Source organism: Dyella sp. OK584 (assembly GCF_057787755.1).
Genome location: NZ_CM173542.1, coordinates 186,126 through 202,287, shown reverse-complemented (window position 1 = coordinate 202,287; position 16,162 = coordinate 186,126). Strand labels below are relative to the sequence as shown.

14 protein-coding genes are annotated in these 16,162 nt (G+C 64.4%); 3 read left to right on the top strand and 11 right to left on the bottom strand.

Translation table 11 applies throughout. The features are described from left to right. Positions 1-55: 55 nt before the first annotated feature. A complete protein-coding gene (locus AC3CBN_RS00870) occupies positions 56-334 on the bottom strand; it encodes a hypothetical protein (protein ID WP_488634948.1) in 279 nt (92 codons plus the stop codon). A 140-nt stretch (positions 335-474) separates the two neighbouring features. Here AC3CBN_RS00870 and ltaE point away from each other — a divergent pair, with 140 nt between their 5' ends. Continuing rightward, positions 475-1,494 carry a low-specificity L-threonine aldolase gene (gene ltaE, locus AC3CBN_RS00865; protein WP_488634947.1) on the top strand — a complete coding sequence of 340 codons (1,020 nt, stop codon included), beginning with the start codon at positions 475-477 and terminating at the stop codon, positions 1,492-1,494. Between the two features lie 63 nt (positions 1,495-1,557). Here the strand turns inward: ltaE and AC3CBN_RS00860 are convergent, their stop codons facing one another. From AC3CBN_RS00860 to AC3CBN_RS00850, 3 genes are all read right to left on the bottom strand, one after another. Next, entirely contained in the window at positions 1,558-2,811 is a 1,254-nt protein-coding gene (locus tag AC3CBN_RS00860; RefSeq protein WP_488634946.1) for a polyhydroxyalkanoate depolymerase, read from the bottom strand. Positions 2,812-2,900: 89 nt separating this feature from the next. Further along, positions 2,901-3,653 carry a class I SAM-dependent methyltransferase gene (locus AC3CBN_RS00855; protein ID WP_488634945.1) on the bottom strand — a complete coding sequence of 251 codons (753 nt, stop codon included), beginning with the start codon at positions 3,651-3,653 and terminating at the stop codon, positions 2,901-2,903. A gap of 42 nt (positions 3,654-3,695) precedes the next feature. Next, positions 3,696-4,199 (bottom strand): RDD family protein, encoded by a 504-nt coding sequence (locus AC3CBN_RS00850; RefSeq protein ID WP_488634944.1) that lies wholly within the window; start codon positions 4,197-4,199, stop codon positions 3,696-3,698. Positions 4,200-4,262: 63 nt separating this feature from the next. Here AC3CBN_RS00850 and xerD point away from each other — a divergent pair, with 63 nt between their 5' ends. Continuing rightward, positions 4,263-5,174 carry a site-specific tyrosine recombinase XerD gene (gene xerD, locus AC3CBN_RS00845; RefSeq protein ID WP_488634943.1) on the top strand — a complete coding sequence of 304 codons (912 nt, stop codon included), beginning with the start codon at positions 4,263-4,265 and terminating at the stop codon, positions 5,172-5,174. Positions 5,175-5,282: 108 nt separating this feature from the next. After that, complete coding sequence (locus AC3CBN_RS00840; protein ID WP_488634942.1) at positions 5,283-6,044, top strand: DsbC family protein; 762 nt, start codon at positions 5,283-5,285, stop codon at positions 6,042-6,044. 39 nt (positions 6,045-6,083) lie between these two features. Here the strand turns inward: AC3CBN_RS00840 and AC3CBN_RS00835 are convergent, their stop codons facing one another. The 7 genes from AC3CBN_RS00835 to AC3CBN_RS00805 all read right to left on the bottom strand — a co-directional run bounded on the left by AC3CBN_RS00835 (position 6,084) and on the right by AC3CBN_RS00805 (position 16,119). Next, positions 6,084-6,986: a DMT family transporter gene (locus AC3CBN_RS00835; protein WP_488634941.1), complete on the bottom strand. Its 903-nt coding sequence runs from the start codon at positions 6,984-6,986 to the stop codon at positions 6,084-6,086. Then, positions 6,983-7,894: a glycosyltransferase family 2 protein gene (locus AC3CBN_RS00830; protein WP_488634940.1), complete on the bottom strand. Its 912-nt coding sequence runs from the start codon at positions 7,892-7,894 to the stop codon at positions 6,983-6,985. The genes AC3CBN_RS00835 and AC3CBN_RS00830 overlap by 4 nt, the downstream gene beginning before the upstream one ends. Before the next feature lie 73 nt (positions 7,895-7,967). Further along, entirely contained in the window at positions 7,968-8,720 is a 753-nt protein-coding gene (locus tag AC3CBN_RS00825) for a hypothetical protein (protein WP_488634939.1), read from the bottom strand. Positions 8,721-8,747: 27 nt separating this feature from the next. Then, the gene (gene purL, locus AC3CBN_RS00820; protein ID WP_488634938.1) at positions 8,748-12,608 is read right to left on the bottom strand and encodes a phosphoribosylformylglycinamidine synthase; all 3,861 of its coding nucleotides are present in this window, start codon (positions 12,606-12,608) and stop codon (positions 8,748-8,750) included. A gap of 584 nt (positions 12,609-13,192) precedes the next feature. After that, a complete protein-coding gene (locus AC3CBN_RS00815) occupies positions 13,193-13,696 on the bottom strand; it encodes a DUF2127 domain-containing protein (RefSeq protein WP_488634937.1) in 504 nt (167 codons plus the stop codon). A 142-nt stretch (positions 13,697-13,838) separates the two neighbouring features. Next, complete coding sequence (locus tag AC3CBN_RS00810) at positions 13,839-14,033, bottom strand: YbdD/YjiX family protein (RefSeq protein WP_488634936.1); 195 nt, start codon at positions 14,031-14,033, stop codon at positions 13,839-13,841. 10 nt (positions 14,034-14,043) lie between these two features. Next, positions 14,044-16,119: a carbon starvation CstA family protein gene (locus AC3CBN_RS00805; protein WP_488634935.1), complete on the bottom strand. Its 2,076-nt coding sequence runs from the start codon at positions 16,117-16,119 to the stop codon at positions 14,044-14,046. Positions 16,120-16,162: the final 43 nt, after the last annotated feature.

Genomic DNA, 16,162 nt, shown 5'->3' with positions numbered 1-16,162 from the left:
CTGGTTCCGTCTCCACGCGCCTCCGGGTCGCGGCGCGGTTGGCAGGTCGCTGTTGTTACGAGACGCGTTTTCTGAGGAAGCCGAGCTTGGCATTCAACGCCTCGCCGAGCACCTCCTCGAAAGCCTTCATCGCGATCTGGCAATCCTGTTCGCTCTGTCCTGTCTTCCTGGCCATCTTTGTCATGACCCGAGCGTGGTCGTGCTTGATGCCCTTGAACTTGCAGGCCAGGGCATCGCCACAGATCGCCTCGAAAGCCTTCAAGGTTGCCTCGCACCGCTCTGGCGATTGCCCGGTCTTTGCGGCCACTTCCCTGATGACGTCCTTCTTGTTCACTGCCGTGGCTCCTTTCAGCCTGTTGGTGCTGCGCTCGAGCGTAGGTCCATACGGTCACGCGCCCCCTGATCTGGAGTCGCTTGCCTGGCGGCCGGCAAATGTTCAAGCTGTTCGTCTGTCATCCCGAATGAGCGACGACCGTGGAACTGATCGACCTGCGCAGCGATACCGTGACCCGTCCCACCCCGGCCATGCGAGCGGCCATGCTAAACGCCGAGGTGGGTGACGATGTCTACGGTGAGGATCCGACCGTCAATGCGCTGCAGCAGCGCGTGGCGGACGAATTGGGCTTCGAATCGGCACTGTTTGTACCAACCGGAACGCAGTCGAACCTGCTTGCTCTGATGGCCCATTGCGAGCGCGGCGACGAGTATCTGGTCGGTGCCGACGCGCACACCTACAAGTTCGAGGGTGGCGGTGCAGCCGTGCTGGGTTCGATCCAGCCACAGCCGATTCCGCATGATGTGGACGGCACCCTGCCGCTGGACAAGGTCGCCGCCGCAATCAAGCCGGTCGATCCGCATTTTGCACGCACGCGTCTGTTGGCGCTGGAGAACACTTGGCACGGTCGCGTACTGCCGCTGGACTACCTGCGCGCGGCGCACGATTTTGCGCGTGAGCGCGGACTTGGCCTGCATCTGGATGGCGCGCGCCTGTTCAACGCGGCCGTTGCCAGCAGCGTGGCAGCGCGGGAGATCGCGCAGCATTTCGACAGCGTGTCGGTGTGTTTCTCCAAAGGTCTCGGCGCGCCGGTAGGTTCAGTGCTGGTCGGTTCGGCCGTGCTGATCGACAAGGCGCGTCGCTGGCGCAAGGTGGCGGGCGGTGGCTGGCGTCAGGCCGGCATGCTGGCCGCTGCCGCGCAGTACGCACTGGATCATCACGTGACGCGCCTCGCCGACGATCATGCCCGCGCGGCGAGGTTGGCCGCTGACCTGCGCGACATTCCCGGCATCAACCTGCTGGGGCAGTTCACCAACATGGTGTTCATTGATGTACCGGCCGAGCGGCTGCGGGAATTGGACGTCCATTTGCGCGAGGCCGGCGTGCGCATCAGCATCGGTTATCTGCCAACGCTGCGGTTGGTGACGCACTTGGATGTGGACGACGAAGGCGTCGCGCGGACAGTGGCGGCGTTCCGCAGCTTCTTCGCGCGCGGTTGAGCCCTTTCCGTTGTTGTTTCGCAGGAGCGCACTCCGTGTGCTCCTGCGACGCCAAGGCGCTTCTTATTTGGTGGCGCGATCGAACTTGCGGATGAAGTCGCGAACCTGCGGATACACCGTTTCGCGCCAGCGCCGGCCACTGAAGATGCCGTAATGGCCAGCACCCTCCACCATGCGGTGCGCGCGGCGATCGACAGGAATACCCGTGCACAGGTCATGGGCGGCTTTGGTCTGGCCCAGGCCGGCGATGTCGTCCAGTTCGCCTTCGATGGTGAACAGGGCGGTGGTGGAAATGGCGCTGGGCTTCACGCGTTCGCCGGCCACGTCCCACAGGCCGCGCGGCAGCAGGAACTGCTGGAACACGGTGGCTATGGTGTCGAGGTAATACTCGGCTGGCATGTCGAGCACGGCGTTGTACTCGTCGTAGAACCTGCGGTGCGCCTCGGCGTCATCCTCGTCGCCGCGCATCAGATTCTCGTAGAAGTCCCAGTGCGAGTTGAGGTGGCGGCCCGGGTTCATGGCGATGAATCCCGCGTGCTGCAGGAAACCGGGGTAGACCTCGCGGCCGCTACCCGGATAGTTCGCTGGCACGGTGTGGATGACGTTGCCCTTGAACCAGCTCAGCGGACGGTTGGTAGCCAGGTTGTTGACGCCGGTCGGGTTGCTCCGCGGCTCGATCGGGCCACCCATCATGGTCATGCTCAGCGGCGTCTCCTCACCGCGCGCCGCCATCAGCGACACAGCGGCCAGCACCGGCACGGTCGGCTGGCATACGGAGATCACATGCAGGCGATGTGCGCCGATGTGGCGGATGAACTCCTGGATATAGGCCACGTAGTCGTCGAGGTGGAACGGACCATCGCTGGCCGGCACCATGCGCGCATCGACCCAGTCGGTGATGAACACCTTGTGGTCGTGCAGCAGGGTGCGCACGGTATCGCGCAGCAAGGTGGCGTGATGTCCGGACAGCGGGGCTACCACCAGCACCACCGGGTCATTCTTCAGCTTGTCGATGATGTCCGGGTCGTCGCTGAAGCGCTTGAAGCGCTTGAGCTGGCAGAACGGCTTGTCCAGCACCACCCGCTCGATCACCGCAATTTCCTGCCCGTGCGCATTGACCTGGGGCAGGTCGAAGGAGGGTTTCTCGTATTCCTTGCCCAGGCGGTGCAGCAGCTCGAATCCAGCAGCCATGCGCGGAGCGCCCGGCACATGCGACAGCGGACTGGTGAGGTCGCTGAACATCTTGGCGCTGGCATCGGCGTAATGGCTCAGTGGGCCAAGGAAGGCACGCTGCCACTCATGAATCTGATAGAGCATGGGGTGGAACCGGAAGCGTCTGAAGGGCGACATCTTACCCGGTTTGCGGTGGGCGTGTTGCGCCGCCGCATCGTCTCGTGCTTGTTGAATCAGTTGCTTACGTTCCGCCGGCAGAGCAGCAGCACTTCATCGACGCCGTCGGTGGGCCCCAGCCCGGAGCGCCAGTTCAACGCCTTCTGCAGGCGCAACCCCAGCGGCATGAACACGCGGTTGTACCACCACAGGGCGCGCTCACGCTGGTGCGTGAGATACCACTGGCCCCATGCCAGCATGCGCGGGGAAGAAGGCTGCATGCCGTAGACCGCGCTGCGCTCGATGATCCAGCCGTGGGCGGTCAGGCGATCTTCGATCTGTCCGGGTTCGTAGCGGCGGTAGTGACCGACGAAATCATCGAAGGGAGTCCACGCGTTCGGGTGCAGTGGCACGGACAACAGCAGACGCGCTTCGGGCGCGGCCACGCGACTGATCTCTCGCAGCGCCTTGTCGTCGTCCACCACGTGTTCAAGGATGTCCAGCGCGCAGACCAGATCAAAGCTTGCGTCGGGACAGGGCAAGTCGGTGACGGAGCCGCGCATGGCGCTGGCGCCGTGCGCATGCAGCATGGAAAGGGCGGCGGCGCTGAGATCGACGAAATAGGTGCCGTCCAGGGGAAGGCGTGGCCGCAGGCCTGGCGCGACTTCCAAACGGCGCGGTAGAGCCATCGCCAGGTCGCGAACCATGGGCCAGGTATTGAATCGACTCGGATCGACCAGCCGGGAACCGCCCCACAGAGACTCGTAAAAGTCCCGGTTGATGCGGTTGATGTCGGCGGCGGTGCGCTGGGGAAGGGCGAGGCTCGGCATGCGCGAAGTGTGACGCGCAAACGTCTTATGTGAACGTGAAGCTCAGCCTATCTTGCGCAATTCAGTGCGCGCGATCACATCCTGCACAGTTCGCTGGCGCGGATCGAACGCCGCCATGCCGAACCAGATCGCCCAGCCAATGGCGACACCCCATAGCGCGCCACGTGTCCCCAGCCAAGGCGCCAGCTCAAGCAGCAGGAGCGGCAGTGATGCCACTACCAGTCGAAGCAGTGCCTGGCGCAAGTTGAGCGGGCCGCCATCGCTGGCGGTAATGCGAATGCGCCAGGGACGCATGCCCAGCGTCTGTCCGCCGCGCAGCCACGACGCCACGAAATACGCAGACACCACCAGCGCCTGCAACGGCTGATACCACCAGGAGATCTGCGCGTGGCCATCGGTGCTGATCAACGTGCCGCCAGTGACGCGCTGGCACACGTAGCCCACCACCATCACGATGGCGACCACGGCGAGCAGGTCGTAGACCAACGCGATCAATCGACGCCACAGTGGGCAGGTCACATCGTTCGAAGCGGTGATGGAAGTCATCAAAAGGGCAACCGATAAAAGGAGTGCTTGCACACGATGCGGCCGGCGGCGAGCATCACGTCCATGCAGCAAGAACAACCAAGTATCGCCGAAGCAGACCGCCACAGCATCGATGCCTTCATCGAGCGTGTCTGGTCTGAGGATGGCCTGGCCGATCGCACGCTCGAAGCGTACCGGCAAGATCTGGAAGCGCTGGCGCGATGGTTGGGCACACAAGGGCTGAACCTGCGCAGCGCAAGGCGCCAGCATCTGTCCGCTTATCACGGCAGCCAGCCGGTGGCCGTGCGCTCGCTGGCGCGGCGGCAATCGGCGTTCCGCCGGTATTACGCCTTCCTGGCGCGCATCGAACCCGGGTTCGACGATCCGACTTTGCTGATCGAACGCCCCAAGATGCCGCGCAGCCTGCCCAAGGCGCTGGCCGAACGCGAGATCGAAGGCCTGCTGGATGCACCGGACGTTGCCACCACGTTGGGGTTGCGCGATCGCGCCATGCTGGAGCTGATGTACGCCTCCGGCCTGCGCGTATCCGAGCTGGTGGAACTGCCACTGGCCTCGCTCAATCTCCGTCAGGGCGTGGTGCGTGTCACCGGCAAAGGCGGCAAGGATCGCCTGGTGCCCATCGGTGAAGTCGCGGCGGAGCGCATCGAGGCCTACCTGGCGACGGCGCGTCCCGTGCTGGCCAAAGGACGCCAGCCTGTGGCGCTGTTTCTCAGCAATCGCGGCCAGGGCATGACGCGGCAGATGTTCTGGACGCTGGTCAAGCGCCATGCAAGCACGGTGGGGATCACCGCCAAGCGCATTTCGCCGCATGTGCTGAGGCACTCCTTCGCCACGCACCTGCTCAATCACGGGGCTGATCTGCGTGCCTTGCAGATGCTGTTGGGGCATAGCTCGCTCAGCACCACGCAGATTTACACGCTGGTGGCGAAGGAAGGCCTGAAGCGGCTGCACGCGCAGCATCACCCGCGTGGATAGCGCCCGGCCGGTATGCCAAGAGGCCGGCGGAACCGTTCAGTCTGCTGTGCGAGAATGGCCCTTCCCCAGCGTTTCCGCCCGCGGAAACGGATACCCATGAGGTCTGCGATGTTCAAGAAATGGTTGCTGGCGCTGTGTGTCAGCGGCTTCGCACTCAACGCCTACGCCGCCCCGGATAATGCGGCGGCGGGTCCCGAGAGTGTCGTGCGCAAGGCCGTGCTGTCGTTCGCGCCCGGGGTGAATATCGACTCGGTCAAGCTCGCGCCGATGCCGGGCTTCTACCAGGTGATTGCTTCGGGACAGCTGGTCTATGTCAGTGCCGACGGCAAGTACATGATCGACGGCGACGTACTCGACGTGGCCGGCAAGAAAAACATCACCAAAGACGGCTGGGCGCAATTCCGCAAAGCCGAGCTGGCCAAGGTGCCCCAGGCGGACCGCATTGTGTTCGCCCCGGCCAGCCCGCGCTATCGCGTTACGGTGTTCACCGACGTCAACTGCGCCTACTGCCGCCAGCTGCACGAGCACATTGCAGATTTCAACAAGGCCGGCATCGCGGTGGAATACGTTGCCTGGCCGCGCGAAGGCGTGGTCAACGAAGCGGGCCGCACTACGCAGACCTACAACGAGATGGTGGCGGTGTGGTGCGCTGCCGACCGCAAGGCGGCCTTCACTGCCGCCAAACACGGCAAGGCGCCCAAAGCGACCAATTGCCCGAATCCGGTGAAAGACGAGTTCGAGCTGGGCGTGAAGCTGGGCGTCTCGGGCACGCCGACCATCATTGCCGAGGACGGCACCACGCTAGGCGGCTATGTGACGCCGGAGCAGTTGCTGCAACGGTTGAGCAAGGGCGGCGCGGCGGGCGGCTGATAAAGGCAGCGCTCTGTGCAAGACAGGGCGTACACAGCCTCAGACCTCGTGATGCAGGCTCTCTGCCTGCACGGCATGGCTGCCACGTGGCACCAGTTCCACCAGATACATGGCTGACATCACGAGCGCGCCGCCGGCCAGCATGCGCCAGGTCAGTGCATCTTGGCCAAAGGTGACGGCGAACCCCGCGGCGAAGACCGGCTCCATTGTCATCACGATGGCCGCTCGCGTAGGCGACAAATGTGCCTGCGCCCAGGTCTGCACCAGCATCGCGCCGGCACCTGCGGCTATCGCCATGTAGATCACCGCCAGCCAGGCGCCACCATCAGGCGGAAGCGTGGGACCGGTGGGTAGGGTGGCGAGCAGGCAGACAACGGCTATCACCAGCATCTGCACCGTGGAAAGCGCGAACGCGCTGCCCGGTCGTGACCATGTGCCCAAGCCCACGATATGGAGGCCATACAGCGCCGCCGACGCCAACGTGAGCCACACGCCGTAGCCGATGCTCAAACCGTGAAGCGCCAGCAGCCCAAGACCGCCGACGGAAAGCAGCACCGCAATCCAGGTGACGGACGGCAAGCGCTGGCGCAGCAGCACGGTGCCGAGCAGTGGTGTGAACACGACGTACATGCCGGTGGCAAAGCCGCTGATGCTGGCGGAGGTATGTTCCAGTCCGGAAGTCTGCAGTAGCTGGGCCACGCCATAGATGGCGCCCAGCGCCACGCCCTGCATCCACTCGCGGCGACTCAGGCGCAGCAGGGGGCGATGGAACAAAGCGGTCATCGCCAACGCGGCGATGACGAAGCGCACCGCCAGAAAATCGGCCACGGCCATGCGTTCCACCAGATCCTTGATGAGGAAGAAGGTGGAGCCCCAGATGGCGGTAACGCAGATCAGTCCGAAGGTGGCGAGCCCGGCAATACGCTTGTCCGATTCGCTCATGCACCACCGCTCCCGCTGGAGAATTTGCGCCGTGCCAATCGCAACAGCTGGCCGGGAATCTGCACGAGGAAATGCGTCCAGATACCCAGCCATACCAGCGCCGACACCCACGGTTTGCGTGCGTCCGGGTCGAACTTGCGGAACCAGCGCCACATGCCACGATGCTTGTGCCGACTGACGAATACAGGGCGATGCCGGCTCGAACTGCCCTTGCCGTGCAGCACGCGCACATCGCCGGCCAGCATCACGTGGTAGCCGGCGTCGCGCACGCGGCGGCACAGGTCCAGGTCTTCGCAGTGCAGGAAGTACTCCTCGTCGAACCCGGCGAGGTAAGAGAACACGCGGCGCGGCAGCAACATCAACGCACCGGACACCGCCTCCGCCTCCACCAGCTCGTGCGGTATCGGCCCTTCGATATTGACGCCTTCGCCAGAACGCTTGAGCAGCGTGTTCAACGAGCGACGCAGCAAGGGGTCGCGGCGATAAGAGGCAGGATCGGGCACGCCCAGTTCGTCGCAAACCACTGCGCCGATCACGCCGGCACGCGGATGCGTGGCGAGCACGTCGATCAGGTGCTGCAGTGCTGCGGTATCGATCAGGCAATCGGGGTTGAGTACCAGCACCGACTTGCCATGCGCCTTCGCCACACCACGATTCACGGCGGGACCGAAACCCAGGTTGGCGTGGTTGTAGACCACATGCAGCCGCCCATCGTTTTCGTGCGCACGCGCTATCGCCTGCGGGATGCCGTCGGCCGAGGCGTTGTCGACCAGGATCATTTCCAGTGGCAGGTCGCAAGCCAGCACGCGGCGCACGCAGTCACGCAGCGTCGGGCCGCTGTCGGCAGCTACCACGATCACGCTGACGGGCAGTACGGAGGACAGGGAAGGGGAGGCTTCGGTATTCACTGCACAAGTATGCGCGAGGCGGCGCGTATTCTGAACGTGAAAAAGCTGTGGTTTGAATGTGGTGGTGCGGGTGCTAATGCCGACGTCTTCGTCCCAGCACCTCGTGCAGTGGCGCAGGTACGCCACCGGGCCCTCGCGCGAGCCAGGGCTGTTCACCGTCCCAGCCGCTCAATTGCCAGCCGGCTAGGCGATGCAGGCGATTGCCCTGTCGATCCCAAAGGATCTCGCCGCGCCCTCCGGGCAGGGTCGCCGCAAACCAGCGACCGCCAGGCCCGAAGCAGCAACGTGGACTGGCCCGTTCGATGACCCGGTCTTCGGCGAAGACGTAGCGCCCACGCCCGGTGCCATTTGACTCGTAGCGCACGAGATCGCCGTCCGGGTCCAGGAACTCGCCGTTGACTTCGTGCCATGCCACGAGCGACAGCTCAATGATGTGCGCCGGCGGACCTATCGGGGCCAACGCCAGCTCGTCCCACGCTGGTGACGTGGCAGCTTGTGGCGCGCGCTTCACGCGATGGTCCAGCAGCGATTCCATCAGCACGACCAGCGAGAAGCCCACCAGCGCGCCCAGAAGGGCGGCGCCCCAGGCGAGCAAGTCGCCACCGAGCGCACGCTGTACCGCGAACAGCAGGCCGGGCAAGCCCCAACGCAAACCTCTTCGGCACAACTCGGCAGAGTGCACGACGCGGCGATCGAACATCACCGCGCCCAGAGCCAGCAGTAGCAAGAGCGGCAACCCGCTCCACCATGGCAGCAACGCCAGCAGGCAGGTCCATGCTGCCGCCGGCAGCATGCGCATGAGCCAACGCGCAATGGCAGCAGCCACGCTAGACCCTAGCGCGGCCGCGCGACATCAGCCGCACCACACCCGTGCGTTGCGGAACATGCGCATCCACGGCGAATCTTCGCCCCACTTCTCCGGATGCCAGCTCATCTGCACGGCGCGGAACACGCGTTCCGGGTGCGGCATCATGATCATGATGCGACCGTCGGCAGCAGTGAAGCCGGTGAGTCCGCCCGGCGAACCATTCGGGTTCAGCGGGTAGTCCTCGGTGGGCTTGCCGCGGTTGTCGATGTAGCGAAGCGCACCGCCCGACTTGGACGGGCTGCAGCTGTACGGGAAGCTCACGCGACCTTCGCCATGCGCCACGGCCACCGGAATGCGCGAGCCGGTCATGCCCTTGAAGAAGATGCTCGGCGAATCGAGCACTTCCAGCGTGGCCACGCGCGCCTCGTACTGTTCCGAGGCATTGCGCAGGAACTTCGGCCAATGCTGTGCGCCGGGGATGATGTCCTTGAGCTGGCTCATCATCTGGCAGCCGTTGCAGACGCCGAGGGCGAAGCGCGTGTTGTCGGCGAAGAACGCGCTGAATTCCGCGCGCAGGTATTCGTTGTAGAGAATGGACGTGGCCCAGCCACGACCTGCGCCGAGCACGTCACCGTACGAGAAGCCGCCACAGGCAGCCAGGCCGCGGAAGTCGGCCAGCTTGATGCGCCCGCTGGCGAGATCGGACATGTGGACATCCACCGCTTCGAAACCGGCACGCGTGAACGCAGCGGACATTTCCACCTGTCCGTTGACGCCCTGCTCACGCAACACCGCCACGCGCGGCTTCGCGCCCCTGGCGATGTATGGCGCAGCGATGTCCTCGGCCGGTTCGAAGGTGAGCTTCGGAGTGATGCCCGGATCGGCATCGTCCAGACGCCATTCGTTCTCGGCGTCGGCGGTAAGCGGGTTGTCGCGTAGACGCTGCATGGCGTGGCTGGTTTCGTTCCAGGCCTCGAACAGCGTGCGCCAATTCCACTTGAACAGCGTGTCGCCGTTCTGGAACAGCTTGATACCCAGCTTTTCCTTTGGACGGCCGATGCGATAGGCCATGCCGGTAAGCTCGTGCTTCACCAGCAACGCCTCGAAAGCCTCGCGGTTGGCTGAGGCCACTTGCACCACCGCACCCAGCTCTTCGTTGAACAGGGCGCGCAGCGTCGCTTCCGCCCAGCCATCGAGCTGGATCTCCAGGCCGCAATGACCGGCAAAGGCCATTTCCAGCAGCGTCACGATGACGCCGCCGTCGGAACGGTCGTGATAGGCGAGCAGCAAGCCGCCGGCGTTGGCTTCCTGTATCAGGTTGAATAACGACTTCAGGCGCTTGGCGTCATCCAGATCCGGCGGCACGCCACCACCACGGTTGAACACCTGGGTCAGCGCGGAACCGCCGAGTCGGTCGCGGCAGGCACCGAGGTCGAGCAGCCACAGTTCGGAGTCGCCGCGATCCAGCCGCAATTGCGGAGTAAGCGTGCGGCGCACGTCGGTGACGCGGGCGAAGCCGGTGATCACCAGCGACACCGGCGATATGGTGCGCTGCTGCGTGTCGCCGTCTTTCCACACGGTCTGCATGGACAGCGAGTCCTTGCCGACCGGAATGGAGATGTCCAGTTCCGGGCACAGTTCCATGCCCACGGCCTTCACGGCGTCGAACAGCGCAGCGTCTTCGCCGGCGTAGTTCACCGCAGCCATCCAGTTCGCCGAGAGGCGCACTTCGCCCAGCGAGGCGATGGGTGCGGCAGCGAGGTTGGTGATGGCTTCACCCACGGCGAGGCGGGCGGCATCGGCGCTGTTGAGCAGTGCCACCGGTGAGCGCTCGGCCATCGCCATCGCTTCGCCGGTATAGCCGTCGAAATCGGTAATGGTGACCGCGGCGTCAGCCACCGGTACCTGCCACGGGCCGACCATCGGATCGCGCGCGTTCAAGCCGCCCACGGTGCGGTCGCCGATAGTGATGAGGAAGCTTTTGCTGCCCACGGTAGGCAGGCGCAGCACGCGCAACAGAGCCTCGTCCATGCTGATGCCGGAAAGATCCGGCACCAGGTCCACGCGTGGCTTCACATGCGTGGCATCGCGATGCATGCGCGGCGCCTTGCCGAACAGCACATCCATCGGCAGGTCGATCACGTTGGTGTCGGTGCGCGGGTCGTGCACGGTCAGGTGACGCTCCGCAGTTGCTTCGCCGACCACTGCGTACGGGCAACGCTCACGCGCGCAGTACGCCTCGAACTCGGCCAGTTCTTCAGCACCGATCGCGAGCACGTAGCGCTCCTGCGATTCGTTGCTCCAGATCTGCATCGGCGATAGCGACGGGTCATCGCAGGGCACGCGGGAAAGATCGATGTGGCCGCCGACGCCAGCGTCGTTTAGCAGTTCCGGGATCGCGTTGGACAAGCCGCCCGCGCCCACGTCGTGGACACTGACGATGGGATTCTTGTCGCCGCGCGCCCAGCAGCGGTCGATCACTTCCTGGCAGCGACGCTCCATTTCGGCGTTGTCGCGCTGCACGGAAGCGAAATCCAGTTCCTGGCTGGACGTACCGGAGGCCACCGACGAGGCGGCACCGCCGCCCAAGCCGATCAACATGGCCGGGCCGCCCAGCACGATCACCTTGTTGCCCGGCTGCACGTCACGCTTCTGCACGTGGTCAGCGCGAATGTTGGCGAGGCCGCCGGCGATCATGATCGGCTTGTCGTAGCCGCGGCGCACGCCGGCTTCGCCGGTCTCGTGCTCGTAAGTGCGGAGATAGCCGCCCAGGCACGGACGGCCAAATTCGTTGTTGAACGCGGCGGCACCCAGCGGGCCGTCGCGCATGATCTCGAACGCGGTAGCCATGTGCGGCGGCAGCGGACGCTCCACTTCCCACGGACGCGGCTTGCCCGGAATGCGCAGGTCCGACACCGAGAAACCAGTGAGGCCGGCCTTGGGCTTGGCGCCACGACCGACGGCACCCTCGTCGCGGATCTCGCCACCGGCGCCGGTGGCCGCACCCGGCCACGGTGCAATCGCCGTCGGATGGTTGTGCGTTTCCACCTTGATCGCGTACTCGACGCGCTCCGGGTGCTTGCGCCACACGCCGTCGGCATCGGGGAAGAAGCGGTTGCCCTCATAGCCTTCGACCACGGCCGCGTTGTCCTTGTAGGCGGACAACGTATGCGCGGGCGAATGCTGGTGCGTGTTCTTGATCATGCCGAACAGGCTCTTTTCCTGAGCCACGCCATCCAGCGTCCAGCTGGCATTGAACACCTTGTGGCGACAGTGCTCGGAGTTGGCCTGCGCGAACATGAAGAGTTCGGCGTCGGAAGGATCGCGACCCAACTCAGCGTAACGCTCGGCGAGGTACTCGATCTCGTCGTCGGCCAGCGCCAGGCCCAGTTCCTTGTTGGCCTTGTTCAGTGCAGCCGTGGCGTCGCCGCCCAGCGCCACGTGAATCAGCGGACCCGGCTGTCCGGCCAGGAACAGGCCTTGTGCCTGCTCCAGGCCGGTGAGCACCGACTGGGTCATGGCGTCATGCAGCACCGCCATCACGGCCTCGTACGGCGGCTGGTCCGCCGCTGGCAAGCCAGCGACGTGCCAGGCGACGCCGCGCTCCACGCGACGCACGTCGAAACCGGCGCCGTGAAGGATGTCGGTAGCCTTGCTCGACCAGGGCGAAATGGTGCCCAGGCGCGGCACCACCCACAGCGAGGCGGCTTCGGGCGCAGCATCCTTCGCCTCCAGCACCTCGAGCAGGCGGCGGCGCTGCTCACCCTCCGGCACGACGTCGGCGTCGATGAAATAAACGAACCAAGAAGCTTGGACGCGCGTGCCACGGTGAATGGCTTCGAGGCGCGCGTTCAGGCGTTCGAGACGAAAAGGCGAGAGGGCGCTCTGCCCGTCGAGTGAGATCATCGGGGAACGGGGGCTATGCGAAAACGCGGATTGTACCCTAAGAAGGGAGAGTTTCCGCGGCGCAGCAAGCGGCCTGGGGTGGTGTGTGGTGGTGCTAAGGAAGGGGTGTCTGCAGGTTAAGTGGTTGTTTCTTGGTGATATCAGTGACGCACTTTGTGCCGCCGAAAGGGGCGTTCTGGATTTCCGAGTACGCAGAGGCTAGGTCCAAGAGCTTGTCGCGGATGGGGCACACGCGGATCCGAGGCAAGGCTGGCCCCTCACCCCAACCCTCTCCCCAGAGGGGAGAGGGAGCGAAGTGGGCTCCGCTTTAAGTGCTCAGTGCCACGACGCGTTGCGGTGTAGCCGCTGTCTGTGAGATAGCAACGCCGCGCGCCAGTGATGCAGCACCCTTCAGGCTTGTATCCATCGAAATGCTGCCAGCCCTTCAGGCCATTTTCTTTGGGTTACTTTTCTTTTGGGCCAACAAAAGAAAAGTGACTCGAGCGCCGGCAGGCGATCGAAACGCCCGCCGCGCAGGCGGCACGCTGGCGATAGCGCCTAAAAGCAAAGGCACTGACTCCCAACTGGGACGACAATAAAGGGACTCAGTGGACCTTCTTTGGCCGCGGCTGCATGGCAATGCGCACCAGATAAACCACGATGGCGATGTTCGCCAGCAAGGCACCGAGTTTCAGCCAGGTGAAGTGGTACAGCGTCTCGTAAAACTCCAGCGGGATGAGCGAACCGGTAGCAACTACCGTGAACCATTCCGCCCAGTGTTTCCGCAGCCACAGCCCGGTGCCCTCGGTAGCGAAGATCGCCGCATAGGCCAGGGCCACCAGCCCGATCGCCACGAACTTGCTTGGCCCCATCTCCTGGAGCAGGGCCACCAGCCGCCAGCGCAGGCCATGGCTGTCGGCCAGCGACAGATGTTCCAGCCAGTGCACCAGCTTCTCAAAGTTCTGTTCGTGTTCGAGATGAAAGGCCGCCGCGGCTACCAGCAGCAGGCCCACAGTCTTGATCGCCTTATAGATGGCGATGATGCGCAGGCCGAGACTGTGCTGGGCCTCGACTTCTGAGGTGGGCTGGGTGAGATGGTGTTCGGTCATGGTGCAACGTGGGGCGCGGACCTGCATGGCCGCAGCGCGATCATGATTGCAAAGGCCCGGAATGCCCAGCGCCATGCGTCATGGTGGTAACAAGAAGGCCATGCCCCAACGGAGCATGGCCTTTCGGGAACCCACGACGATGTCAGCAGCAGCGGCCGCCGGTGCCCTTGTAGCGCGCCTCCTGGCGCTCGCGGAAAAACTCCTTGTAGCTGGGCACCGAGCGTTCCGGATGATGCTCGCGCAGGTGCTTTACATAGACGTCATAGTCGGGAATGCCGCAGCAGAGTCGGGCGGTTTGCACCGCTCGACTCCATATGGTCTGCAGGTTCGATTTCATATCGCAGCCCTCAGTGGGTGGGCACGCTGCCCAGCGCCACGTACGGTTCCTCGTGCGCGGTCGGGTGGTTGACGCCCCAGGCCTTGACGATCGCATTGATGGCGAAGCCGACCATGGTCAACACCAACAAGAAGAAGATGCCGGTCATCGTGGCATCCACATAATTGTTGGTGATGATGCGCTGCATTTCCTCGGCGGTCTTGGCGGGGGCCAGCAGCTTGCCGTCTGCCGCAGCCTGAGCATATTTCTGGGCAGCGGCGGTGAAGCTGATCGGGCCGCTGAGCTTCTCCCAGCCGGCCGTCAGCGTGCAGACCACCAGCCAGATCGCCGGAATGCCCGGCACCCAGACGTAACGCTCACGCTTGAGTTTCACCGTAACTACCGTGGCCAGCATCAGCGCAACGGCGGCGAGCATCTGGTTGGCGATGCCGAACAACGGCCACAGCGTATTGATGCCACCCAGTGGATCGACCGCGCCCTGGTACAGGAAGTAACCCCACAGACCCACGCAGATGGCGGTGGCGAGCAGGTTGCCGGTCCACGATTCGGTGTGCTGCAGCGGCTTGTGGATGAGGCCGGCGATCTCCTGGATCATGAAGCGGCCCACGCGTGTGCCTGCGTCCACCGTGGTCAGGATGAACAGCGCTTCGAACAGGATGGCGTAGTGGTACCAGAACGCCATCATGCCTTCGCCCGGGATGATGCCGTGCAGCAGCTGGGCCATGCCCACCGCCAGCGTGGGTGCACCGCCAGCGCGGCTCAGGATGCTCGACTCGCCGATGTTCTTTGCGGTGTTGAGCAGCTCGTCCGGCGTCACCACGAAGCCCCACTGGCTGATGGTGGTGGCGGCCTGCTGAGCGGTGGTGCCGATCAGTGCGGCCGGCGAGTTCATCGAGAAGTACACACCCGGATGCAGCGAGGCGGCGGCCACCAGCGCCATGATGGCGACGAAGGCCTCCATCAGCATGCCGCCGTAGCCGATCATGCGGGCCTCACCCTCGCTGGCGATCAACTTGGGTGTGGTGCCCGAAGCGATGATCGAATGCCAGCCAGACACCGCGCCGCAGGCGATGGTGATGAACAGGAACGGGAACAGGTTGCCCTGGAATACCGGGCCGGTACCGTCGACGAACTTGGTGAGGGCCGGCATCTGCAGCGTCGGCGCGGCGAGGAAGATCGCCAGTGCCAGCAGCAGCACGGTGCCAATCTTGAGGAAGGTGGAAAGGTAATCGCGCGGTGCCAGCAACAACCACACCGGCAGTACCGAAGCACAGAAGCCGTAGGCGATCAGCAGCCAGGCCAGCGACTTGGCATCGAAGTCGAACGCTGTGGCCCACGTCGGCGAAGCCGCCACATAGGCGCCGCTCCAGATCGAGAGCAGCAGCAGGATCAGGCCGATGATCGACACTTCAAGAATCTTGCCAGGGCGAAACCAGCGCAGATAGCTGCCCATCAGCAGTGCGATCGGAATGGTGCAGGCCACGGTAAAGGTGCCCCACGGGCTGTGCGTGAGCGCCTTGACCACCACCAGTGCCAGCACCGCCAGCACGATCATCATCAGCACTAGCACGCCGAACATGGCGACCACGCCGGCCACCGGCCCCAGTTCGTCACGCAGCATGTTGCCCAGCGAACGACCGTCGCGGCGTACCGAGAGGCCCAGGATCATGAAGTCCTGCACGGCACCGGCGAACACCACGCCGAACAGGATCCAAAGTGTGCCCGGCAGATAACCCATCTGTGCGGCGAGCACCGGACCCACCAATGGGCCTGCGCCTGCGATGGCCGCGAAGTGGTGTCCGAACACCACCCACTTGTCAGTCGGCACATAGTCCAGGCCGTCATTGCGGAGCACAGCTGGCGTGGCGCGGCTAGGGTCCATCTGCAGCACGCGGTTGTTGATGAACTTGCTGTAGAAGCGGTAGCCGATCACGAAGACGGAAATAGCGGCGGCGACCAGCCAGATGGCGTTGATGGGTTCACCGCGGCGCAGGGCGACAACGCCCAGACACCAGGCGCCCACGATGGCGATGGCAACCCACAGGATCTTGCCTGCAGGGCTCGATTTGACGGCGATGGTTGACATGCGCTTTGGCTCCTGGACAGTCCCCAGCAAGGGTCGTCCGGGT